A 21,784-nucleotide genomic window follows, 5' to 3' on the forward strand; every position below is an offset into this window, starting at 1 on the left:
TGAAATTAAATTAACCCCCGTAAGCTAGCGTGTATGCAAAGTTTACGGGGGTTAATTTAATCTTATTTAGTAATAGTGTGTTAGTTAATAAAACTGGTATTCTTAGCTTTATACCGACCCAAAAACTATAAATGCCCACTGTGATGATCATTAGAAATAGCCACTTAATCCAATTACCAAATAGTCCAACAGCTGAACCACTGAATTGCATCCGATGACCATCAATAACAGTATGATTTATTTTCCAGCCGTAGACCATAACTAATGACCAAGGGTATAAAATACCAACCGAAAAAATTGTGACTAAAAACCCTAAAATTGTCCAGCCGATTAGAGGTAATAATCCGCCATCAAAAAATGATGCTCGACCGAACTTTCTTTCTGGTCCCATTTCATTACTCCTAGATAGCTTTTAACGTGATTCCTTCCTGCGCGTTGATGTTATATAATCGGTCGGTTAACTTTTTATTTTGGTAATAAGTTAGCTTTTTGATTATCAAACTCTTTTTGAGTTATTGCTCCTTTATCGAGAAGTTCTTTATATTTTAATAGTTCATCTGCGGGAGACGGATTTTTTTTATTTTTTTCAGATCCATATTTTTTGAGTAACCAAGCAATATACGGGATAAATATTGCTGTGCACACAGTTATAATTGGTTCTATAATTTTCCATGGTTGTGCCATTAGTTCTATTGAGAAATAAAAGGCTAGAAGTAAATTGGTTACTACTACTAATATTTTTGTTAAGTTTTTTGAGTTTTCTTTTTTGTCTATATAATCTATTAAATAATGTACTTCAAAAACTGCTAATTCAATGAAAATAAATAAAGGGGCTACGAATGCTATCGAGTTCACATGATTCAGAAGTACACTATTATAAATGGTAAGGTTATTATAGTTCATATCATAAATATTTGCATAGACATTATAAATTATAATAGCTATCAATAGTATAAGTGAAATTATCGTTATACAAATAAAGCGTTTGGTTCTATGTGAACTTTTCCATAATATTTTCAGATTTTTTTAATATCAGAAAATCTTGCATGATAATTATTATTTGATTTTCCATTATCTACAGTTTGTAGGCGCGTTTCTTTTGTTGTGATTGTATTTGTTTTATTCTTATCTAACTTGTCTGAAGAACTTCTTAATTTTTTTTGCATACTATTCCTTTCTATACATAAAAATATGTATACCATCAGTATAGTTGTTTTTGTTAACCATTCAAAAATTTCGTCAATAATTAGAATACATTTGCTTGGATATAGACCGGCAAGTCATTAGAGATACTGTGATACATTCGTATCCAATTACTTTTTTTGATTAGACTATCAATAATAAATTCCTCAACTTATCGATGATTAACGATTAGATATATTAAAACAACAAGGCAGCTAATAACTATTGATAATTGCGAACGCTGGTTTTAAACAAGTCTATTAGAATTTTACCAAGCTGGTTATATATAATGTAATTGCCATAAAAGATAATGCAGGAGAAGTAGTATCATCGTAATGAATCATTTAGGAGTATCAGGTCCATAAAAATTAGAAATGACAGGTGGATACGTTAAAAATTATGTGGTAATTGGATCATGCTACACAGTATAAAGGTAGATCGAATGATTGCCAACAAACGTAGGTATGAAATACAAGTCAAAATCATACCACTAGTCAATCAGAAAATAGCTGAGGGTCTAGTACTGGAATGAAGCATTTTTAGGTTTTGCGGATATATACGATTTACCGACAATATAGACTCTGAAAAGTTTGCTATAAGTTCACATAAAGCGCACATTTGTCAGCTACACATAAATATAATATTGGAAAACGTTGATGAGAAAAGTAATTATTACAACGACTATTTTTCTAGCTGTTTTTGTAGGCGGTTCGCTTTTCCTGGTGATTATAATACACATCAAGAAATATATGGCTGCCCCGAAAAAAGTTGGGAAGATTTACCATTTTATATTCAATCTGATACGATGGATTTCAATAAATTTATGTGTAGTTTAATCATTAGTTATGATGATTTAAAAAAGCACGTAGCAGATGAAGTGACAAAATACAAATTGTTGTAATGGTAACAATACGAATATTGGCAGTTATTTAGATTTTTGACAACATGATAAATACGCAACAGATATCAATTGGTCGTGGTGATGTTGACCTTGATTTGTACGATAAGCAAGCCGCACAGGCACGTTTATTTAAGCAATCCTGAAAGATGATGATGGTAGAAAAATTAAGCCTACTAGGTTATGTTAAACTGCATAACCTAGTAGGCTTTTTTTCATGTTTCAGATAAGATAGTATAATAATAGTTAGAGTTAAAAAATAAGGTTAAACTTAATTAAAATAAATATAAAAATCATTTGTTAAGATTTTTGTTAAGATAAAAATTAAAAGTGTTGACAAAAAGGGGTTTACAAGAGATATGCCAGAGCTACCAGAAGTGCCTAGGGTGTATTAGATAATTTAATAAAAAGCAAGGAAAGTGTTGATATAATCGCATTTCCTTGCTTTTTTGTATTTTTAATATTTAGCTTTATTTATGGGAAATAAGCAAAAAGTTAGCCTCTAAAGTTAGCCCTTTTATATCTATTTTAATTGGGTAGTAACTTAATAATTAAAAACCATCGGACAAAATTTCACTTATCATATCATCTTGATCACTCGTGACATGGGTATAGATTTGTAAAGTCATAGCAACATCCGCATGGCCCAATCTTTTTTGAACTGCCTTAATAGGTGCAGCTTTTCCATGGCGAGCTGCTTGTTCAAAAAGAAGGGTAGCGTGAGTATGACGTAGACCATGCAATGATACATGGGTTAAATCATTATCTTCTTCTGGTAAGTCCTTGCGCATTTTCTGTAACCAACGTTCTGGAACATTAAAATCCATATAGATATGTTTACCTGGCCAGATAATATTATTTGAATTATTAGGTGCAACAGCTTTATAAGCGTTCATGATTTCTAATGTTTTAGGATCTAAGGATAGCGTTCTGTTTCCAGAACCAGTTTTTACCTGCTTTAAATACATATTAGTTTCATGATTTCTGTAATCTAAGCCCACGGATTTATTAACGGTCAACGAGCGCTTATTAAAATCGATATCATGCCATGTAAGAGCTAAAATTTCTCCTCTTCTTAATCCAGTGTATGCTAATAGGCGAAAGTATGCATATTGATTGATAGATTGTTTTGACCAGTAATCAAGAAAACGTTCAAGTTGATTTGAATTTAAGAAGTTTTCAAATTTACGTTCTCTAGTAGTGTTTATTTGTCGTGGGCGAGTAACCACATCAAATGGATTTCTAAAGGTAATTTCATGTAACTGTGCGTATTGGAACAGCCGTTTCAGATATCGGCCCCAAACAACGCCAGATTTTGCCTCTGTGGCCCACTTATTCAGTTGTGTCTGTAATTCCCCAGGAGTTATTTCATGCACCTTATGTGAGCCAATATCGGGCAATATATGGTTTAAATAATATGACTCTGTTTTTGATAAAGTAGATGCCTCAACAGAAGGGGCGTATTCCTGATGCCATTTTTCATATAGAGATGTGATAGTTATATTTTCAGCAGATAGGGCATCAGAACTGAATGCACCATTTTCACGATCCTCTAACATTTTTGCATAAGCAATTGTTGCTTCCACTGAAGTTTTAAATCCTTTTCGTTTTTTAACAATTTGCTTACCAGTGATGCTATCACGACCAATAAATATTTGAAACTGCCAGCGCTCTTCGCCATTCTTCAATTTATACTTTTGCGGTTTCATTGTTTGCACCTTTCTAAACTGGTACAATTAATGCCATAGGCTGCTTAATTGTGGCTTGTATTTTTACTACACGCACATCCAGTTGTTTGTCGACAGGGGATGTGCGTTTTTTATATTTGTGAAACATTCATCTGTTCAGTAAATTGTAATTTTGTTTTTTCACTTGCAAACAAGTATTCATGAAACTTACCACGCTTATTGGCAGTGTAATATAAATTATACGCATAACGTTGGCTGGCTTCTTGATATAAATCACTAATTTGTTCAACATAATCGTAAGTAGTAATCCAAAAATAATCATTCATGGATAAAATATTTTCTGCTAGCAGACTATGTTGCTTCTCTTCGATGAAAGATAAGTATAAATTTTTACCTTGCACAAAATAGGGTGGATCAAAGAATATAAAGGTATTATCGGGTTTGTACACTTTATTTTGTTTAATGACATCAATCAGTTCATTAGCATCTAAATTATATAAGTCAATATCAGAAGCTCGTTCAGCAATAGCTTTTATTTTTTTGATAAGCGTTTTTTTGTTAAATCGTGCATCTAATTGATATTTACCAGTTTGTTTTCTACCACCGATAGGGCCACCACTTATTATTCCGCTTCTATTCATTCTATTTAGCATTAATGTGGTAAATGCATTTCTCAAAGACCTTGATTTTCCTGAAACTAGTATATGCTCTGACTTTATATCATCCCAAAATTCAATAAGTTGACTACTAGAACATTTACCAGGAGTAGTGTAATCAAAAGGAACATCTTTTATTAAATTGATTAGTTTTTCTGAATGATTTAATATATTAAACCAAACAGCATGAATGCTTGGGTCTAAGTCATTAATAACGATACGGCTCACATTATTATTTAATAGAAGTTCAAATGCAATTCCGGCTCCACCAGCGAATGGTTCAATATAAGTACCATCAATATTGTTCTTTTCTAAAGTACTAACTACAAAGTGATATAATTGCGACTTGCCGCCTGGATAACGCAGGGGAGTACTTGTTCTTGTTTGTGCCATAAGGTACCTCCTTTCTTACAGAATAATAAAAAAATTAATAATTGGCCAGTGAAATTATTTTATTAAACGGTTATATGCGCCACGTAATTTATTAATAAAATCAGCAACGCTATCTTTATTTTTATCGTCTGATGCCCACCGTTGAACAAGTTGATCCATAAATACTCTATTGTCTTTAAACCATAGTTTTATTTTAGCTTTTTCTTTCATATCACCACTATAATCTTCACTATGTGGTCCATGATTAATGATGGTGGCTTTGTTTCTATTGGATCTAACCATTGTAGGCATTAGAAAAAATGTATCGTTTGCAGATAAACTTTGTACATATTCCCATAGCATTTGTTCAATAGATTTATTTCCTGGAAGGAAGAATATGTTTTCATTTTCTATTCCTGATGTCGAAAATTCTGTTATTTCTTGGAATTTGGTGTAATCTTTTTCATCAAACCGAACGTCTGCATCAACAAAGAACAACATATCTTTAAATTGACGGCCACCGTTAGCAGCTAATTTTGTTAATCGTTGCCAATCCATATCAATATCCAAAAAATATATTTGGTTTAACTCCTTAGCTTTTGAAATTCGAATTAATAGGGTTATAAACCAGCGAGCCACCGAATCTTCTGTAATCGCAGTAATTGGTTCTGAAATTGTCGAACTGTTTATGTATAAATCTGCCAAGTTATTTCTGAAAAAATCAGGACTGGGATTCTTCATATTTTTAACTTCGTTATTATCAGAATAATCTGTTGTTAAATACTCAATATTAACTGGATGTTTTAGATTAATTAGGTCGGCTGCGTGCTCTAGCAAACTAATACTGTGTGTAGTGGCAATTATCTGTAAATTTAGTTCTTTACTTTTTTTCACAAGAAAATCTAATAATTTATTTTGTGCTGCAGAATGTAGCGTGACATCCATTTCGTCAATTGCCAGTAGTCCACCATGATATGAATAAGACGAATCTTTAGATAATTCTTCAAATGACTTCACGGCTAATAAAATCTGAGTTAAATCATTTTGACCTGAAGAATTACTTATTCCACTATATTCATTTGTAACAATACCAGCATTTTTAAAATGATTATCCAATGTTAAATTTTCGAACTCTAATATTTCGTTTTTGCTAGTATTGCCCATTATATATTTATATTCTTTAGAAATTTCATTTTGAACAGATGATGGTAATGTATTACGCATTGCTTTTGTACTTTCACCCGTAGGATAGGCACGAGATAAGCCTAAATATAGAACGGGCCATTGTATCTTAGCTTCATTATGCTTGGTTGCATCCTTTACAGGAATGAATCTAAAACGTTTGTAGTATTTTGTTGTAGAAATTTTCTGATAAAGATGTACAGGTTCGCCATTTTTTGATTGTTCCACATCTATTTTGTCAGTTTCTTTGTAAGTTACTTTGGTATTTTTACCTTTTTGAATTGTTGATCTATATGTAACTTGAGAAGGATAACTGTCTAATTGTGGTCTTTCACTAAATGTTATTGTTGTAGATGGTTTTTCAGATTTATCGTCTTCTAGAACTGCTTTATCTGAAATTTCATCAAATAAAATAATATCCTGAAATTCACCACGAAATGGCTTGCCATCTACAGTTTTATATGTTTTTAATTCTGATGAATTAGTAAGTAAAGCTAGGATTGTTGATTTACCAATTCCATTTTGACCAGATATAATTGTTACACCCTTTTTCAAAGGTAATTCAAAGCCAGCCTTATATGCCCTGAATTTATCAATTTTAATTTTACTTATATACATATAACGGTACCCACCAATAATTCTAATTTTGCCATTTTTAGGTCGAAATAAAGCTTTTAGCGTGATTCCTTTCTGCACGTAATATGTATCCACCGACAAGTGGATTTGCTATTAAATCTCAATACCTTTGCTTGCCAGATTTTCAATGCACTCGTTGAGATAGGCATCATCATGTTCAGGATAAATAGGTGATGTTAGCTTCACAGATTGCAACGAATCATACGATGGAACTTTGGTGCCTCGATATAATGGATTTAACCAGAGCTCATTAGGCTGATAGCCTCGGCGTTGCATCTCATGCATCACTTTTTCATGGAACTGAAAGAGCTTGTAGGGTGAGTGGGTGAATACATAATCAACCGTTCGGTGTTTCTTACCCCAGCCACCACCACGAAGTGCACAGCATTCTCTATGTTGGCCAAGCAATTGTTGCCTAGGTAATTTAGGTATTAACTTTTCATGCCATAGTCTCATTAGGTTGCCTTTCAGTAGTTTCAGTAGGATGGGTAAACACAGCTTAAAAAATAGAATATTGGGAACGAATTTTAATAAAGAAAATAATAAATATTGTTAATGAAACTAAGAAACTTACAGATGATAATAATTTTGTATTACTTCTATTTTCAATAAGTGCTGAAATAGAAACAATAATACCCAGTAATGCAAAAAAAGGTGCACTGATATCTAAATATGGAATAAAGTAAAAAAATATTGATACTACACAAATAATAATTGAAAAAATGCCAAGGCTTTTATCCTCTTTTTTTAAATTCATACAAGACCTCCAACAGACATTTTGACAGTACAGTAAATTAGCCACACGTGATATGTATGCCACAAATAGGGTGGCCCTTTTGTATGAATCATTAAATCATTTTAATTACAAAACTTTTTCTGCAAGCAAGCGTTGTACATCTGATAAAGCTTCGCCTTTTTTAAATTGTAAAATTTCAGAAGGTTCAACCTGACCAGAAATCCAAATTTTGATTTCACCATCTAAGTCAAAATGACCGGCTGTTTCAGTTGCAAATTTAGCAATTGAACGATAAATGATTGATTTGTACTCAATTTTATTTGCTGTTAATCCTTGTTTGTCAACAATGATTAGTCGTTTGTCGGTAAATATAACCAAATCTCTTACAAGTTTATATGAATGTTCAATCACTTCTTCTGAAATAAGAAGTGGTTGAATCTCTGCTCGTACACTATCGTTTGATACTTTGGTAGCGTTACCCATTAACCCGTCTAGTAATCCCATAACCTAAAACTCCTAAAGCTTTTAACGTGGTTCAGGTTTGCACGTGGCATATTATTTTAACTTCACATAAAAGTAGATCTCTTTTTCATCAAGTTTATTACCATTTAAATCACATAATTTTAGCACAAACTTGTGGGGGCCTTCGCTAAAAGAAATTTGCTTTGCGTTTAAATTTATTCCAGTTCCAAAATAATCGTCAATTAATCGCTTATCTTCATCATTAGAATTAAAGTTAGGCTCAAAAATAATCTCATCATTCAGTATTTCAATGTTACGATTGAATATTTTCATTTTAAAAATATATTTACCTGTTGGGCTAATGTAGAGCGCATGAAAATTGAATTTTAACTGTGTTTCATTTTCTTCGTTAGTTATACCAACTATACTAATAGTTTTATCATCAGGATTATTGGCAAATCCATTTAGTCTTAGATTAGTTATTTTTGGTTCAAAAAATTGCATAAGGAAATTCCTTTCAAATTATTGAGTTTAAATTTGTAAGTTCAAAATTAAAGTCAACTGAGTTAGATATTATTAATAATAAAATGGAAAAAGATAGAATCCGTTTCATTATCTAAACTCCCAAGTAGGAAATTTAATTTAAATATTCTTAGTCTTGTGTTAAACGAGAAACATTATTATAATTATCCCGAGTTTTTTTAACTTCAAGTGATGGTGAAGTTTCTTCTGCACTAATACTAAATCTTGTTCTTAGATTATTAATTTCATTCGTAAGCATACTACTTATTGATTGTTCTTGAGTTAACCGTTGGTTTATCTCGTTTATTTCTTTGTCACTATCGTCTATTGTTTGTTGCTTTTTTTTGATATCTTCATTGAACTTATTTATAGTGTTTTCCAATTTTTCACTTAATTGTTTTGAATTTCTTGATAACCTATGTGCTTGACCACGCCAGTAAAAAACATAACAAATTAACATAATTAAGGTCACAAAAATGGCAGTTAAAACCATTAGATCTAAAGGAAGGTCTACAAAATAATTAACGGCTATTCCTACAAAAGCACCAAATATGGCACTAATAGTACCGATTAATATGCTGTTAGCTGGTTGTATTTCATTTTCCAATTTTGTACTCCTTTCTATAGTTTATGTATAAAAAATTTATTCATAAATCAGCTCTTTAACCAGTGGTTCAAACCAACTGGGTAGGTTAAATTCGGTCATAAAATCTGACCAGTTGCGATATTCATTAGGTGTATCTATGTACACTAATCTTGCAATTATACGGATCGCTCGTTCATTAGTTTCTCGTTCCTCTTTATTCTTGATGTAAGGGGAGAACCTGTATAGGAATGACGGGTTAGAGAATTCAATGTGACTAATCTCATGAGCTAACCTAAAAGCAACGCTAATACGTGAATTATAGTTACGATTTATGTTAATAATTCTATCGTTGCAAAAAGCAACGTCTGGGTCATTTGGCCCGCCTAAAATATCAGTTATTACAATGCCTGACTTTTCAGCCATAGCTAATAACTGCCTTAATAGTTCTTCGTGCATAGGCCTACTTACCGTTATCTTTCATGGTATTCAGCATAGCAAGAAGGGCTCTTTTATATTCTTCTGATAATGGTTGGCCATCAAACATAGCCATGCCTTCTTCTGACAATGCTTTGTCTAGATCTACTGGTTCCTTTCCAGTAGATTTTTTATTTGTTTTTGTTCTATCTTCTACTAAGTCTGCTTTAGTAATGCCAAAGTAATCAGCTAGAAGTTCTATTTTGTCAATTCGAGGATAGGTTTCAGCAGATAACCAATTATAAAAAGTAGAGTTCTTAATATTTAGATCATCTATGATGTTAATCCCGTTTTTCCCGTTTTTATTCATGTAGTAACGTAAATTATCGGCAAATATTTGTTTGCTTTTATTATTAGCCATAATGCCTCCTTCCTAATACACCAACTATTATACGTTTATATTAAGTTAAAATCTATTAAAATACCACAATAGTGTTGACACCCCTTTTAACGGGTTTTATAATTCATGTATACCATATCGAGAGGAGAGAAAATGTGAGTGGTAAATATACGTTAGCCCAACTTAGGGTAGGTAAGCGTTGGTCGCAACAAGAGGCTGCAAATGCTTTAGGTGTTAGTCAAGGATCATGGTTTAAATGGGAGAATGGAATTTCATTCCCTACTCAACCAAATGTTGATAAGATTTTACGAGTATTCGACGTCAAATATGATGACGTTATTTTTTAAAACTCAAACCCCTTTAAAAGGGGTTTAGAAAATGCAAAAGGGGTATGAAATGGAAAATAAAGTACAAATTTTTAACGGACTAAAGGTCACAGAAGTAAACGGACAAGTAATGTTCGATGCAGAAACCGCAGCAATTGGATTGGGATTAAAACAAACTAAGTCCGGCAAGGCGTATGTGCGTTGGGAGACGGTTTCTAAATATCTTTCCCAGAAAGTTGGGAAAGGCGATTTTATCACTGAACCTCAATTTTATAAGTTAGCAATCAAAGCTAATAACCCAGTTGCTGAGAAGTTCCAAGACTGGGTTACTCAAGAAGTACTACCAAGCATTCGGAAAACTGGTGGCTATCAGGTAAAGCAAATGACACCAATGGAATTGTTGGAAACACAGTATGAAGCATTGAAAGAAGTAGATGCTGCTCAAAAAGAATTGCGAAATGAATTCACTGATCTAAAAGAACAATTTGGATTACCAAATGATTTTAGAAAGCGATTCACAAAAGCTCGAAACAAACGAGTGATTGAAATCATGGGTGGATATTACGGCACAGCATATGGGAACAAAAAATTACGCAGTGCGGTTTATAGAGAGTTGTCAAACTATGTGAAGGATCGTTTTCAAATTGGAGAATACGCAAACTTGCCACTATCAAGATTTGATGAAGCAATGCGATTGATTGGAAATTGGCAACCAAGCGAGGTTACTTCCTTAGCAATCGAAGGAGCTAATCAAACCGTATTGGAGGTATAGGCATGGCCTTTCTGGAGGAAAGAATCCAATCTCTTGAAGATCATTCACGACGGCAAGATGAACTCATTGATGAGTTGCTTAGAAAACTTGATGAAAACAATCAAGGCGAACTACTAAGTATGGAGCAAGCCTATGTCAAGTTAACTGGAAACAAACATGTAACACCATCGGCACATAGCCAGTACATGAATAGCCTTGTAAAACGGGGACTCATTCATAAAGTTATGATTGGTGGCCGACCCAAGTATGATCCAAAAGAATTGGACGAACTAATCGAAAAGCGCAAAGTAACAGGCAGATTTATCTAGGAGGTAAAAGATGTTTGGAATGATGATGTTAATCCTAGCTGAGCATTGGTATCAGATATTACTCAGCTGGATAGCGATAATGCTAACAATCTTGGTGTTAGCAAAGCATGGCAAGATGCTTTGGAAAGTTATCCGGGGTTTGATTTTGATGTTTAGCTGGGTGCTAATTTGCTTGGTTGATGGAAAGGCTCAGGCAGACAAGATCAAATCTCATAAGCCTAAGCAACAAAGTGGAGTAGCACGAATTAACCAGGCAAATTAAAGAAATCGGAGTTGATAAATAGTGGATATACCAAATGCATTTGTTGATCACATCAGTTTTATAAAAGTTCTAGCTATTGCTGGAATTTTAGGAATGACTGATGAGAACTTAGCCAAAGAAATTGGTACAGAACCAAGTGTAATTAAAATGTTTCGTAATTTTAGATCAGATATTTTGGTAGCTCCATGGCTGGCAAATAATATCGCACATTTTTTATACAAAAATAGCCATCTACTCATTGGAGTGAGTGATGGCTTGGGTAATTAGATTTCGACTTCAAATTACCCTTCAAGATTAACATAGGGAGGCACTGTATGCCAAATGACTGGATAGATCCACCAGATGATGAAACACCTTGGGGCTATGACTTCGAGGGTGACGAAATCTATTTAGGAGACAGAATTGTGGAAATAGATGGTGAGTACATTCCACTAGAAAAGTCTGAAACATGGATAAAAAACAACGGTTACAAAGTTAATACGGAGGAAAGACAATGACAGAGACATTCAATATTTCAAAAACTGCATCACAACAATTAGTTGCCAACTCAGTAACTAAAGATTTTCAGGATCTAGTTGAAGCACAAGGCTTTAAAGTACCTGACGGGTACCATGTTGCAAATGCACTACAAGAGGCGGTGGCAACATTGCCAACGGTAAAGGGTATTACCAGCGTATCGGCAGATTCAATCAAAAAGACATTGTTTGACATGGTTGTACAGGGGCTAAGCCCGGCAAAGACTCAAGTTTATTTCATTGCATACGGTAATCAACTACAAATGCAACGATCATATTTTGGAACACAACAAGTTCTAAAACGTTTGAAAGATATCAAGGATATTCAAGCATATGTTGTACGCAAAGATGAAGAATTTGATGTTGATTACGATGAGAATGGCGGCTTGATTGTCAAAGCACATCACACTGATTTCATGAAGCTAGATAACGAAATTGTCGGAGCCTATGCAGTAATTACTAAGGCTGATGGGGAAAAGCAATACGAGGTCATGACTAAGAAACAAATTGATACATCATGGGGACAAGCAAGGTCTACCAATGTTCATAAAAAGTTCCCTGAAGAAATGGCAAAACGTACGGTTATCAACCGAGCAGCTAAGAATATTATCAATACTTCAGGAGATGACGATAATTTGATTGCAGCGATTAATAGCACCACGGCCAATGAGAATAATTATGATGACGAGCCTAAAGATGTAACGCCAGCACCAAAGCAAAATGCCTTGTCTCGCATGGCTAAGGTTGCTGTAAAGGAACCAGAAAAAATTAAACCAGAACCTGTTGAAGAAGTCAGTGAACCTGAGCCAGCACCAGCTGAAAAGCAGAACGCTATAAGCGACGCAGAATTGCCGTTTAACGACGAAACGGCCCAAGTTGAAGAATTACCCGAAGAACTAGTTAAAAGCGCACTTGAGCAAGTAAATAGCGAGAATACGGTAGTAGAAATAAAACACTGGTTAGATCAACACCATATGTTGTATCAACAGAGCGCAACTAAAGCCCAATTGCTAGAACGAGTAGCAGATTACTTGAATGATCAAGAGACGAACCCTGATGAAGAGATTGACATGGGTGACACGCCTTATCAACCAGATGAGTTTTGGGGATAAATAATGGCAGAAGAATTAGATTATTACGACCCAAGAGAAGCGTATATTCACATGCACGCATCTACTTTCAAGAACTTCTTGTTCAACGGGGAATCAGAAGCATTAGCAAATATGGCAGGCACTTATAACATCTTTGATGACGATAAAGCCTTGCTAGTAGGTAATTTCTTACATTCGTATTTTGAAAGCCCACAAGCTCATCAAGCGTTTATTGATGAACATCCTGAAATCATTTCACAACGTGGCAAAACAAAGGGTGATTTAAAAACTGAATTCAAAGTTGCTCAAAAAATGATTAAACGTATTGAAGCTGACCCAGTCATTATGGCGCTAGTAAATGGCGCCCTGAATAAAGAGTACGTTATTGATGGCTCAATAAATGGGGTTGATTGGCGAGGCAAGCTAGATGCGGTCAATTTAGAAGAACAATATTTTGTAGATTTTAAAACAGTTAGATCACTCAAGGAATCTCATGGCTTGGTAGGTGGCGAATGGTCTGACTATTACAACGAGTACGAGAACTTTTTCATCAGTAGGGGCTATCACATTCAAATGGCAGCGTATCAAGAAATGTTGCATCAAATGACTGGCAAAGAATTTGAAGTCTACATTGTGGCAGTCAGTAAAGAAGATGAGCCATTAGCCGATATTTACAAGATTGAGCAGGAAACATTGGATCGTGGCATGCGTGAAATTTTAGCAAACCAAGACCATATCGTCAGGCTAATCAATGGCGAAGAGGAACCGGTTCAAGCAAAAACATATAGTCGATTGTATCGATCAACATATCGTGTTGATCCAGAAAATGTAGGAGTTTTGTAATGGATTTATGGGGGAAAATTACAGCGATAAAGGGTAATCAAGTAGTTATCACGCTTGAAAATCGTGAAGAGTTGGCTAATTTATCCCTATTCACAACTGCAGAGCAACCACAAGTAATTGTGGACGTGCAAGATGAACGGTATTTAAGTAAAATGCAGCGCAAAAAAGCGTACGCAATAATTGCAGAAATTGCTAGATGGTCAGGAATGTTTCCAGAAGAGTGTAAAGAATGGATGAAGTATTACTTCACTGCTGAAACAGGTAATCCATATTTCAGTTTTTCTGACACGGATATGACCACGGCCAGACGATTTATCACATTTCTATTGGACTTTGCGATTAGAAACAAAGTGCCGATGAAGCATAGCGGTATGACCTATCAAGACGATTTGGATATGTACATGTATATGTCATTAAAACATCGGTCATGCGTAATTTGTGGCAAAGATGCGCAGATACATCATATCGACACTGTTGGAATGGGTAATGACCGTAAATTGGTTGATCATCGACGCAAACATTTAATTGCTTTGTGTGAAGAACATCATGAAGAGACACATCGAATTGGCTGGCCAACGTTCAAATCTAAATATCATGTCAAAGGCATTTTATTAGATTCGCAAACGCTAAATCAGCTCGGAATTATGACTTATAAACGAATGAAGGAGATTGATGATGATACGGAGAGAACGACGTAAGAGTAATTTCAGTCAGATACCGAATTCAACTTTACGGGATGTAAACATATCAAACAGCGCATTTAGGTTATTAATGTACATGCTTTCGATGTCGGATGATTGGATATTCAGGAATAGCAAAATTGCAAAAGACCTAGGGCACAATGCTCGTTGGGTATCAAATAATATTTCTGAACTCGAAAAATCCGGCTATATAACTCGCAATAGGGTTAGAAATAAGCGTGGCCAAATCATTGAATGGGAGCGAATTTTACATGAATCACCACATGTCGCAAAAGGGACATCTGGTAAACGTTGATTTGACGGGCTTAGCCACATGTCGCAAAAACGACATGTAGTAAAAGGACACCCTAAGAATATCAATATTATAAGAATATCAATTATTAAAGAATAACAAGCGGTTGTTAGCTAGAGTGAGTCTCATCTCATTAGTAACTTTTATACGTTCACTCGCTAACAAAAAGGATAAATAAAATGATTAATCAAAAACAAATCATGATCGAATGGGAAAAAGCAGAATTACCACGAAATGATAAGACCTATGGGGATATTTCAGCCATTTATAGCGACTTATCTAGTAATGCTGATAATGAATTAGAAGCCAATAAGATGTTTATTCTCGCAATCCGTAAAGCTGCAATGAACGGAGCAAGTACAGGGTTATCCGTTCAAAACAATGTTAGCAGATGGTTAAACGCTGGAGCTACTAATGCAGAGGCAGTTGGAAAATATGAAGATGATTTACAACGAAGGAGACAAAAAGGGCGTTTTGGTCAGCCAATCAAACAAGAAAGCAAAGTCTTAGTACCAACAAGCGATGAAATTAAACAACAAAATGAACGTTGGGCCAAAGAACTTGGCTATGAGAATATTGAGGCAATGGCAAAAGGCACCCATGACATATTTGTAAATTTAAGGAAAACTCGTGCAGAGCGATTGGCAAATAAACCTAAAACTGGGTTAACAGCCAACGGTAACCGAGTATTAAAGAGGTTTTAATGGCAAAGATAGTAATTCCATTGAGTGCATTTATTCTGCCCATGAAAAAGAAAGGCAAGATGCAGTTAGTAAAAATGACCCTAAACAATTGGATCATGCTACACGGTATGAAAGCAGGTCGAATGATTGCCAACAAACGCAAACATCAGATACAAGAAAAAATCATACCACTGGTTGACCAGAGAATTGTTGACGGTCTTGACCCAATTGGCAAACATACGAAATTTCATTTTGAGTGGTACTTTCCTGACAGACGAACAGACTTAGACAACTGGACTTTTACGCACAAATTCATTTTTTACGCCTTTCAGGCCAGTTCAGTCCGGGGTCGGGTATTTATGCCAAACGACAATTTAAACTTCGTGGTGGCCACGTATGACGATTTTATGGGGGTTGATAAGGACGACCCAAGAGTTGAAATAGATTGGAACAGCGAAAATGGGTGAAAAATACGAAAGACAATACACAGAGTTTGAGTGTCATCTCACGCAAGGCTGGTCGATTGAAAAAATCGCCAAGCATATGGGGATGAGACAAGAAAGACTGAAAAGTGGTGATTATCTGGTCCGCTATCGTAAAGAACACGGTATAGCACAATCGAGGCCAAAAAATGAATTTAAAATTGATACCAAGAAGATGTTTGAGTTAATTCACATACTTGAAGCACGGTACGACATTGATAGCTGGGAGAATGGCTACAAAATTCATTTTGATGATGACCATGTGCCAGATTATGATCCAGAGATGATTGAACTCAGAAGAGTAGTTAACGGTAAATAAACCAACAGCCAAGGGTGAAACGACTGCGAGCCCGTATAGAAATGAAAAATATTGCACCAGGAAAATTAGCAATGCTCCTCATAGCTTTGTTAACAGTTATTGGAGTGATTTGCGAAACCATAATTGAGGTGGTGGGCTAATGAAGCAGAACAAAGTAGATACTGATGAAACAGTAATTCAAAAAGATAAGAGTACCATTCGTGGTGAACATGAGCTAGATGCTCTAGTTCGTCAAGCAATTATTAATATCAAGACGAAACACGATAAAGAGTTGGACCGCATAAGTGAAGATTTGACATTCACAATGGTTGCGCTATGCATTGTAGCCGTATTGCTACTCATAACAGCTATCTTCCTGATATTTGTAATTAATCGGGTGGGGTTATGACGACAACTGTAATTGGGTTATTAATAATTTTGTGCATGGTGCTAGGCATAATTCTAGTACTGATAGTTAGTAAATTAGGAGGTATGTGGTGATGGATAAATTCATTACATTGGTATTCTTCCTAATGCTAGTAGCACTAGTAGTAATGGAGTATTTACTATCATGAGAACATACTACTATTTCAGAGACGCAAACGGCTGGTTCAAAGAAAATTACACGATTCAAGGTAAATTATTTTGGACCAGGACATCAGACATCCGAGAGGCGTATAGGACTGATAGTGATTGGCTATACGACAAGGTTATCAGCAAGGAGTTATCGAGCAGTTTCTACTGGAAAGAAAGACGTGATCATTATCAAAAGTTGATATAAGAAAAAGTCGTTAAACGTTTTGGTTTAGCGGCTTTTTAGTGTGTAAAATGTTTATGATCTATTTATAACGTGCGCATTGATTTTTTAACGTTGATGACATTGTTGCTGAGAGATACCTACTGGTGTGATGAAGTCATAAGTGCAAAAATCATAAATTTTATGTGAAAAATTTTCAAAACAAAAAAATGATATACTTATTGAATATGTATAACTAAAAGAGGAGTTTGGGCATGGCAACTTTGAAACCTGAGGATGTTATTAATAAGATGTTTTATCGTCTTTCACCCAATGAAAGACAAAAAGCGGAAACTGCTAATTTATTAAAAGACTTAATCACAGACATTAAGATTGAAAATACTGAAGAAACTAATAAAGGATATATTAGAGATTTTTTGAGGGGGATTGGATTTCAACGAGAAGGATACAAGGTAAATGCAGAGGGACGCATTGACCTATCAATTTCCAAATCAAATGTAAATTATGTATTGTTAGAGACTAAAAAATTAGGTTCTCCGGACATGGTATCAGAGAATAATTTGAATCATAAAGCTTTGCACGAATTAATTCTCTATTTTATGAGAGAACGGATTACAGGTGGCAATACCAAGATGACCTATCTGATTATTACGGATGGTATTGAGTGGTTTGTGTTTGATGCGGTTTTATTTAATAATCTTTTTGCTAAGAATAAACAATTTGTCAAAGATTATATTGACTCACAAGTTGAGCAAGCAACATTAGATGTAACGACAGCAGATTTCTATCAAAATATTGCTGCACCTTTCGTGGCTAAACATGAAAAAGAATTAGAATACGTTTACCTGAATGTCAAAGATATATTTCAAAAAAACAAAGAAATAAATAAAACAAAAGCAAGGGGATTCGTAAGACTGCTTGCTCCTGAAACATTAATGAAACGGTCATTTGTTGCCGATTCAAATATTTTAGATAAAACATTTTATGATGAATTGTTGTATATTATGGGACTTCAAGAACGTTCAGATGAAAAAGGAATTGAGAGAGTCCCAAAATCGAAACGTCAATCCGCTTCATTAATCGAACTTGTTTATGAGGCATTTGACTCATCAGATTATCGTTTTGATAATGATGAACAAAAATTTGATTATGCGATTAACATTGTGTCTACATGGGTTAATAGAATTTTGTTCTTGAAACTACTTGAAGGTCAATTGATTAAATTTAATAATGACAATAATGAATTTAAGTTTATGTCTGATGAAAACTTAAGTAATTTTAATAGAGTTAATGAATTGTTTTTCGGTGTTCTTGCAAAACCTGTCAATAAGCGTGGAAGTTTGACCGAACGGTACAAGCATGTTCCTTATCTTAACTCATCTCTTTTTGAAAAATCAGTTACTGAATCAAAATTAGGCATTAAACCTTCAGATTTATCTGATGATGAAGAATTGAAGATTAGGGATAGGTCAATCTTAAGTAAGCGTGTGTCAAAAGGTACCAAGGCTTTACCAACACTTAAATATATACTTACATTTTTAGATTCGTATGCATTTAATACAGACGGAAAATCGACTAATAATGATCGATTAATCAATGCATCTGTATTAGGGTTAATTTTTGAAAAGATAAATGGATATAAAGATGGATCATTTTATACGCCTGGATTTGTAACGTCTTTCATGACTCAAAAGGCAATAGATAATGCCATTATCAACAAGTTTAAATCTGAAGGATTCAAAGTGGATTCTATCGATGACATTGCTGAAATCACTCCAGAAAATAAAGAAGATGTATTACGTGTGTTGCGAGATTTTAAGCTGGTTGATCCGGCTGTTGGATCAGGACATTTCTTAGTTTCAGCTTTAAATTATTTAGTAAAACTACGATCTAAATTACGGCTACTACCTGCGGAAATACGAATGGATGTGAACATTGAAGTTGAGAACGATGAACTTGTTGCAATTATGCGTGATGAGGGAACTTATTTTTCTTACACACGTGGTTCTAAAATGAGACAATCAATTCAAGAGACACTGTTCAAGACTAAATTGGATATTATTGAGCATAACTTGTTTGGGGTGGATATTAATCAAAATTCGGTTAATATAACTCGGCTACGTTTATGGATTGAATTATTGAAAAATTCATATTACGAGAATGACGGGAATCTTCGAACTATGCCAAATCTTGAAATGAATATTAAAGCAGGAAATTCAGTAGTTTTTAAATATGGTCTAGATAGAAATCTTGGAGATGTGACAGCCCATACTGACTTAACAGTTTCCGAATTTAAGGAATTAGTCCAAGAATATCGAAATACAGATGATAAAGAAGCAAAGAAAAAGATAGAATTTGCAATCAAAGAATTTAAAAATCAAATTATCAATCGAATTCTGGATAGTGGTGAGTACACAAAAATTCGTAATCTATATCAACAAAAAAATGAATTACAAGATGCTATTCCGTTATTTGAAACAAAAGATCAACGTGAAAAACGTAAACAGAAAATCAAAAAATTAGACAAGCAGATTGCTGTAAAAGAGGTTCTTTTAAAAGAAGTCAATGATGCACCACTATTTGCAAACTCATTTGAATGGCGATTTGAATTTCCAGAAGTTCTAAATAGCAAAGGTATATATACAGGATTTGATTTAGTCGTGGCAAATCCGCCATATATTGGAATACAAGGACATAAAGAAATTTTTGATGCTGTTGCAAAAACTGATTTTGGTGCTCAATGGGCACACGGTAGAATTGATTTTTTCTATTACTTTATTCACTTGGCAATTGATTTGTTAAATAATAATGGGTCACTTGCATTTATTACTACGAATTACTGGTTAACTGCAACAGATGCTGCAGGACTACGAAATGATTTGATTGATCGAATGCATTTAACTGATTTATTGAACTTTAAAGAATTTAAAATTTTCAGCTCAGCGCTTGGACAACATAACGTTATTACTTTCGCAACTAAAGCACCATATAATAATGATATTAATACATTGGTAACAAATGAAACTGGATCAGCACACAGCGAGAAGTTTGAACAAATTGTTAGCGGAAACAGTTCAATTACTGATTATGGAAATGTTTCACAAAATGATATTCAGGATAGTAGTACTGGTTACTTCATATTAGAATCAGCTTCACGCAACGTATTGATAAACAATTTATTAAATAAAATAAATAATCACAAAACACTTACTAACTACGCTGAAATTAGTTTGGGAATTACAACTGGGAACAATAAAGTTTTTATTTGGTCGAAAAAACAAATTGATGAACAAAAATTTAGTGAAAAAGAACAAGATTTATTTAAACCTTTAGTGAAAGGTAGCTCATTAACGGACGTAATTGAACCTTCGGAGCCCGACAGCTATGTTCTATATACTAATAAAAGAGTAGTGGAGTCAGATATACCAGAAGTTGTCAATTGGATTAGGAATAATCCATTGTATCCTAAAATTTTAAAATCTAAGGCAGGAGGAAGTATTCGAGATATAGACTTGGTGCGTTCAAGAGAGCAGTGGAGGTTTGAAAATGAATTAACAATTTATTTCCAAAAACGTTCTAAAATCCCAAGATTTACACTTAACAATCATAGATATTACATAAAGGATGATTCCTACTGTATAACTTTGAACAATGAATATAGAAAAAATCCAGAATATTCTTTGGAAATTTTAACAATTTTAAACTCAACTTTGACTCATTTTTGGCTAGTAAAACTGGGTCGAAAAAAAGGGAAAACTTTGGAATTATATCCTGAGGTTATTCGTACTATTCCAATACCTGACATAATTTCGATAGATGAATCTGATATAACTCAAATAAACAATGCGATTAAAAATGGAACTTTACTTAGTTTAGCAGATACATTTGTTATGAAATGGTTTAATCTTGATAGCGAAGATATTTCAACGATGAAGAAATATATCTCAGACAATCAATAATTTTAAAGATAAGCTTTGAAATAAATGTTGGTAGCAGATTATTCAAGAAAAATTTCGAATCCTAATATAAATAAGTAGCCGCTACATACTGTGTAGCGGTTTTATTTCACCTATATATTCCATTAAGGAATATATTGATTAAGTGCTATAATCATGGAATAACAAGGTGCTTGGAGGTGTGCATATGGCGGATAAATTAGATCATTTATTAAGTGATTATTTTACAGGTAAATTAGACGTGGCTATTCAGTTACGCCAAATGGAATTAAATTACAGACATGACACACCAGATGAGAATATCGGTGGTGGCCGGAAACAAAATGATTACAACAATGTTGTTGAATCACGAATGATCCATGAACAAAACGATCCTGAATTGAAACGGCTGCGTTATCAGAAGTCAGTTATCAATATGATGTTTAATTGCCTAATTAAAAGCCACCAAGATGTACTGATTGACAAGTACGGTAATAAAAAAGGCTGGGTGACGATTGGCATGGATAATCACATAGATGAACGCACTGCCAGAGAGTGGCGAGATGATTTTAAAGACGGCATTAAAGGCTATCTTTACACGACGTTTGATATCACCACCCGTTTTAGAACCGTTTACGCCCCAGTTTAGACCCGATTGAATACCAAAAATAGCAAAAAATACAGGCATAATTAGTATTGTGGAACACTTTAAAAAAGCAGTGTACGTAAGATCCTCTTTACCAAAGTTAACCCCTATTTTTGTTCCACATAGACTAGACGTACAT

Annotated in this window: 29 protein-coding genes; 16 read left to right on the forward strand and 13 right to left on the reverse strand. The window is 34.2% G+C overall.

All coding sequences use genetic code 11. The features are described 5' to 3' along the window. Positions 1-10: 10 nt before the first annotated feature. The 13 genes from FFM62_RS00320 to FFM62_RS00375 all read right to left on the reverse strand — a co-directional run bounded on the left by FFM62_RS00320 (position 11) and on the right by FFM62_RS00375 (position 9,755). Positions 11-391, reverse strand: coding sequence for a YjgN family protein (locus FFM62_RS00320; RefSeq protein ID WP_075269684.1), 381 nt, complete (start codon positions 389-391; stop codon positions 11-13). Between the two features lie 74 nt (positions 392-465). After that, positions 466-903 carry an SHOCT domain-containing protein gene (locus tag FFM62_RS00325; protein WP_115470361.1) on the reverse strand — a complete coding sequence of 146 codons (438 nt, stop codon included), beginning with the start codon at positions 901-903 and terminating at the stop codon, positions 466-468. Between the two features lie 113 nt (positions 904-1,016). After that, on the reverse strand, positions 1,017-1,166 hold the full coding sequence (locus tag FFM62_RS10055; protein WP_170178052.1) for a hypothetical protein: 150 nt from the start codon (positions 1,164-1,166) through the stop codon (positions 1,017-1,019). A gap of 1,465 nt (positions 1,167-2,631) precedes the next feature. After that, on the reverse strand, positions 2,632-3,789 hold the full coding sequence (locus FFM62_RS00330; RefSeq protein WP_115470362.1) for a site-specific integrase: 1,158 nt from the start codon (positions 3,787-3,789) through the stop codon (positions 2,632-2,634). A 110-nt stretch (positions 3,790-3,899) separates the two neighbouring features. Then, a complete protein-coding gene (locus tag FFM62_RS00335; RefSeq protein ID WP_115470363.1) occupies positions 3,900-4,817 on the reverse strand; it encodes a DNA adenine methylase in 918 nt (305 codons plus the stop codon). Positions 4,818-4,871: 54 nt separating this feature from the next. Continuing rightward, positions 4,872-6,674, reverse strand: a complete 1,803-nt coding sequence (locus FFM62_RS00340) for an AAA family ATPase (protein ID WP_133296297.1) — start codon at positions 6,672-6,674, stop codon at positions 4,872-4,874. A 33-nt stretch (positions 6,675-6,707) separates the two neighbouring features. After that, positions 6,708-7,070, reverse strand: a complete 363-nt coding sequence (locus tag FFM62_RS00345) for a TIGR02328 family protein (RefSeq protein WP_115470365.1) — start codon at positions 7,068-7,070, stop codon at positions 6,708-6,710. Positions 7,071-7,113: 43 nt separating this feature from the next. Further along, positions 7,114-7,371 carry a hypothetical protein gene (locus FFM62_RS00350; protein WP_115470366.1) on the reverse strand — a complete coding sequence of 86 codons (258 nt, stop codon included), beginning with the start codon at positions 7,369-7,371 and terminating at the stop codon, positions 7,114-7,116. A 105-nt stretch (positions 7,372-7,476) separates the two neighbouring features. After that, positions 7,477-7,854 carry a PH domain-containing protein gene (locus tag FFM62_RS00355; protein WP_115470367.1) on the reverse strand — a complete coding sequence of 126 codons (378 nt, stop codon included), beginning with the start codon at positions 7,852-7,854 and terminating at the stop codon, positions 7,477-7,479. Positions 7,855-7,905: 51 nt separating this feature from the next. Then, positions 7,906-8,316, reverse strand: coding sequence for a hypothetical protein (locus FFM62_RS00360; RefSeq protein ID WP_115470368.1), 411 nt, complete (start codon positions 8,314-8,316; stop codon positions 7,906-7,908). A gap of 148 nt (positions 8,317-8,464) precedes the next feature. Continuing rightward, positions 8,465-8,941, reverse strand: a complete 477-nt coding sequence (locus FFM62_RS00365) for a type VI secretion system TssO (RefSeq protein ID WP_115470369.1) — start codon at positions 8,939-8,941, stop codon at positions 8,465-8,467. A gap of 36 nt (positions 8,942-8,977) precedes the next feature. After that, positions 8,978-9,376 (reverse strand): M78 family metallopeptidase domain-containing protein, encoded by a 399-nt coding sequence (locus FFM62_RS00370; RefSeq protein WP_115470370.1) that lies wholly within the window; start codon positions 9,374-9,376, stop codon positions 8,978-8,980. A 4-nt stretch (positions 9,377-9,380) separates the two neighbouring features. Continuing rightward, positions 9,381-9,755: a helix-turn-helix domain-containing protein gene (locus FFM62_RS00375; protein ID WP_115470371.1), complete on the reverse strand. Its 375-nt coding sequence runs from the start codon at positions 9,753-9,755 to the stop codon at positions 9,381-9,383. 134 nt (positions 9,756-9,889) lie between these two features. Here FFM62_RS00375 and FFM62_RS00380 point away from each other — a divergent pair, with 134 nt between their 5' ends. The 16 genes from FFM62_RS00380 to FFM62_RS00460 all read left to right on the forward strand — a co-directional run bounded on the left by FFM62_RS00380 (position 9,890) and on the right by FFM62_RS00460 (position 21,648). Then, positions 9,890-10,081 (forward strand): helix-turn-helix transcriptional regulator, encoded by a 192-nt coding sequence (locus FFM62_RS00380; protein WP_115470372.1) that lies wholly within the window; start codon positions 9,890-9,892, stop codon positions 10,079-10,081. A 49-nt stretch (positions 10,082-10,130) separates the two neighbouring features. Next, positions 10,131-10,832: an ORF6C domain-containing protein gene (locus FFM62_RS00385; RefSeq protein ID WP_240005884.1), complete on the forward strand. Its 702-nt coding sequence runs from the start codon at positions 10,131-10,133 to the stop codon at positions 10,830-10,832. A gap of 2 nt (positions 10,833-10,834) precedes the next feature. Further along, on the forward strand, positions 10,835-11,140 hold the full coding sequence (locus tag FFM62_RS00390) for a hypothetical protein (RefSeq protein WP_115470374.1): 306 nt from the start codon (positions 10,835-10,837) through the stop codon (positions 11,138-11,140). A gap of 10 nt (positions 11,141-11,150) precedes the next feature. Next, positions 11,151-11,402, forward strand: a complete 252-nt coding sequence (locus tag FFM62_RS00395; RefSeq protein ID WP_115470375.1) for a hypothetical protein — start codon at positions 11,151-11,153, stop codon at positions 11,400-11,402. 21 nt (positions 11,403-11,423) lie between these two features. After that, positions 11,424-11,669: a hypothetical protein gene (locus tag FFM62_RS00400; RefSeq protein ID WP_115470376.1), complete on the forward strand. Its 246-nt coding sequence runs from the start codon at positions 11,424-11,426 to the stop codon at positions 11,667-11,669. A gap of 47 nt (positions 11,670-11,716) precedes the next feature. Continuing rightward, complete coding sequence (locus tag FFM62_RS00405) at positions 11,717-11,899, forward strand: YqaI family protein (protein WP_115470377.1); 183 nt, start codon at positions 11,717-11,719, stop codon at positions 11,897-11,899. Next, entirely contained in the window at positions 11,896-13,029 is a 1,134-nt protein-coding gene (locus FFM62_RS00410; RefSeq protein ID WP_115470378.1) for a RecT family recombinase, read from the forward strand. The genes FFM62_RS00405 and FFM62_RS00410 overlap by 4 nt, the downstream gene beginning before the upstream one ends. Before the next feature lie 3 nt (positions 13,030-13,032). Then, positions 13,033-13,851, forward strand: a complete 819-nt coding sequence (locus tag FFM62_RS00415; protein ID WP_115470379.1) for a PD-(D/E)XK nuclease-like domain-containing protein — start codon at positions 13,033-13,035, stop codon at positions 13,849-13,851. After that, positions 13,851-14,549: a putative HNHc nuclease gene (locus FFM62_RS00420; protein WP_115470380.1), complete on the forward strand. Its 699-nt coding sequence runs from the start codon at positions 13,851-13,853 to the stop codon at positions 14,547-14,549. Before FFM62_RS00415 ends, FFM62_RS00420 begins: the two co-directional genes overlap by 1 nt. Continuing rightward, positions 14,527-14,847: a helix-turn-helix domain-containing protein gene (locus tag FFM62_RS10465; protein WP_371851227.1), complete on the forward strand. Its 321-nt coding sequence runs from the start codon at positions 14,527-14,529 to the stop codon at positions 14,845-14,847. The genes FFM62_RS00420 and FFM62_RS10465 overlap by 23 nt, the downstream gene beginning before the upstream one ends. A 176-nt stretch (positions 14,848-15,023) precedes the next feature. Beyond that, the gene (locus tag FFM62_RS00430; protein WP_115470382.1) at positions 15,024-15,548 is read left to right on the forward strand and encodes a hypothetical protein; all 525 of its coding nucleotides are present in this window, start codon (positions 15,024-15,026) and stop codon (positions 15,546-15,548) included. After that, positions 15,548-15,994, forward strand: coding sequence for a dTDP-glucose pyrophosphorylase (locus tag FFM62_RS00435; protein ID WP_115470383.1), 447 nt, complete (start codon positions 15,548-15,550; stop codon positions 15,992-15,994). The genes FFM62_RS00430 and FFM62_RS00435 overlap by 1 nt, the downstream gene beginning before the upstream one ends. Beyond that, on the forward strand, positions 15,987-16,328 hold the full coding sequence (locus FFM62_RS00440) for a hypothetical protein (RefSeq protein WP_115470384.1): 342 nt from the start codon (positions 15,987-15,989) through the stop codon (positions 16,326-16,328). The genes FFM62_RS00435 and FFM62_RS00440 overlap by 8 nt, the downstream gene beginning before the upstream one ends. A 139-nt stretch (positions 16,329-16,467) precedes the next feature. Next, positions 16,468-16,716 carry a hypothetical protein gene (locus tag FFM62_RS00445; protein ID WP_115470385.1) on the forward strand — a complete coding sequence of 83 codons (249 nt, stop codon included), beginning with the start codon at positions 16,468-16,470 and terminating at the stop codon, positions 16,714-16,716. A 602-nt stretch (positions 16,717-17,318) separates the two neighbouring features. Continuing rightward, positions 17,319-21,023 carry a type IIG restriction enzyme/methyltransferase gene (locus FFM62_RS00455; protein WP_115470387.1) on the forward strand — a complete coding sequence of 1,235 codons (3,705 nt, stop codon included), beginning with the start codon at positions 17,319-17,321 and terminating at the stop codon, positions 21,021-21,023. Positions 21,024-21,207: 184 nt separating this feature from the next. Beyond that, positions 21,208-21,648 carry a DUF722 domain-containing protein gene (locus FFM62_RS00460; protein WP_115470388.1) on the forward strand — a complete coding sequence of 147 codons (441 nt, stop codon included), beginning with the start codon at positions 21,208-21,210 and terminating at the stop codon, positions 21,646-21,648. Positions 21,649-21,784 lie beyond the last annotated feature (136 nt).

The organism is Weissella thailandensis (assembly GCF_005405465.1).
Classification (GTDB): Bacteria; Bacillota; Bacilli; order Lactobacillales; family Lactobacillaceae; genus Weissella; species Weissella thailandensis.

What these genes read in the sequence shown, in the direction of transcription:
- FFM62_RS00320 (WP_075269684.1), bottom strand. Translation starts at nt 391, where the DNA reads ATGGGACCAGAAAGAAAGTTCGGTCGAGCATCATTTTTTGATGGCGGA.
- FFM62_RS00325 (WP_115470361.1), bottom strand. Translation starts at nt 903, where the DNA reads ATGAACTATAATAACCTTACCATTTATAATAGTGTACTTCTGAATCAT.
- FFM62_RS10055 (WP_170178052.1), bottom strand. Translation starts at nt 1,166, where the DNA reads ATGCAAAAAAAATTAAGAAGTTCTTCAGACAAGTTAGATAAGAATAAA.
- FFM62_RS00330 (WP_115470362.1), bottom strand. Translation starts at nt 3,789, where the DNA reads ATGAAACCGCAAAAGTATAAATTGAAGAATGGCGAAGAGCGCTGGCAG.
- FFM62_RS00335 (WP_115470363.1), bottom strand. Translation starts at nt 4,817, where the DNA reads ATGGCACAAACAAGAACAAGTACTCCCCTGCGTTATCCAGGCGGCAAG.
- FFM62_RS00345 (WP_115470365.1), bottom strand. Translation starts at nt 7,070, where the DNA reads ATGAGACTATGGCATGAAAAGTTAATACCTAAATTACCTAGGCAACAA.
- FFM62_RS00350 (WP_115470366.1), bottom strand. Translation starts at nt 7,371, where the DNA reads ATGAATTTAAAAAAAGAGGATAAAAGCCTTGGCATTTTTTCAATTATT.
- FFM62_RS00355 (WP_115470367.1), bottom strand. Translation starts at nt 7,854, where the DNA reads ATGGGATTACTAGACGGGTTAATGGGTAACGCTACCAAAGTATCAAAC.
- FFM62_RS00360 (WP_115470368.1), bottom strand. Translation starts at nt 8,316, where the DNA reads ATGCAATTTTTTGAACCAAAAATAACTAATCTAAGACTAAATGGATTT.
- FFM62_RS00370 (WP_115470370.1), bottom strand. Translation starts at nt 9,376, where the DNA reads ATGCACGAAGAACTATTAAGGCAGTTATTAGCTATGGCTGAAAAGTCA.
- FFM62_RS00375 (WP_115470371.1), bottom strand. Translation starts at nt 9,755, where the DNA reads ATGGCTAATAATAAAAGCAAACAAATATTTGCCGATAATTTACGTTAC.
- FFM62_RS00385 (WP_240005884.1), top strand. Translation starts at nt 10,131, where the DNA reads ATGGAAAATAAAGTACAAATTTTTAACGGACTAAAGGTCACAGAAGTA.
- FFM62_RS00390 (WP_115470374.1), top strand. Translation starts at nt 10,835, where the DNA reads ATGGCCTTTCTGGAGGAAAGAATCCAATCTCTTGAAGATCATTCACGA.
- FFM62_RS00395 (WP_115470375.1), top strand. Translation starts at nt 11,151, where the DNA reads ATGTTTGGAATGATGATGTTAATCCTAGCTGAGCATTGGTATCAGATA.
- FFM62_RS00405 (WP_115470377.1), top strand. Translation starts at nt 11,717, where the DNA reads ATGCCAAATGACTGGATAGATCCACCAGATGATGAAACACCTTGGGGC.
- FFM62_RS00410 (WP_115470378.1), top strand. Translation starts at nt 11,896, where the DNA reads ATGACAGAGACATTCAATATTTCAAAAACTGCATCACAACAATTAGTT.
- FFM62_RS00415 (WP_115470379.1), top strand. Translation starts at nt 13,033, where the DNA reads ATGGCAGAAGAATTAGATTATTACGACCCAAGAGAAGCGTATATTCAC.
- FFM62_RS00420 (WP_115470380.1), top strand. Translation starts at nt 13,851, where the DNA reads ATGGATTTATGGGGGAAAATTACAGCGATAAAGGGTAATCAAGTAGTT.
- FFM62_RS10465 (WP_371851227.1), top strand. Translation starts at nt 14,527, where the DNA reads ATGATACGGAGAGAACGACGTAAGAGTAATTTCAGTCAGATACCGAAT.
- FFM62_RS00430 (WP_115470382.1), top strand. Translation starts at nt 15,024, where the DNA reads ATGATTAATCAAAAACAAATCATGATCGAATGGGAAAAAGCAGAATTA.
- FFM62_RS00435 (WP_115470383.1), top strand. Translation starts at nt 15,548, where the DNA reads ATGGCAAAGATAGTAATTCCATTGAGTGCATTTATTCTGCCCATGAAA.
- FFM62_RS00440 (WP_115470384.1), top strand. Translation starts at nt 15,987, where the DNA reads ATGGGTGAAAAATACGAAAGACAATACACAGAGTTTGAGTGTCATCTC.
- FFM62_RS00445 (WP_115470385.1), top strand. Translation starts at nt 16,468, where the DNA reads ATGAAGCAGAACAAAGTAGATACTGATGAAACAGTAATTCAAAAAGAT.
- FFM62_RS00455 (WP_115470387.1), top strand. Translation starts at nt 17,319, where the DNA reads ATGGCAACTTTGAAACCTGAGGATGTTATTAATAAGATGTTTTATCGT.
- FFM62_RS00460 (WP_115470388.1), top strand. Translation starts at nt 21,208, where the DNA reads ATGGCGGATAAATTAGATCATTTATTAAGTGATTATTTTACAGGTAAA.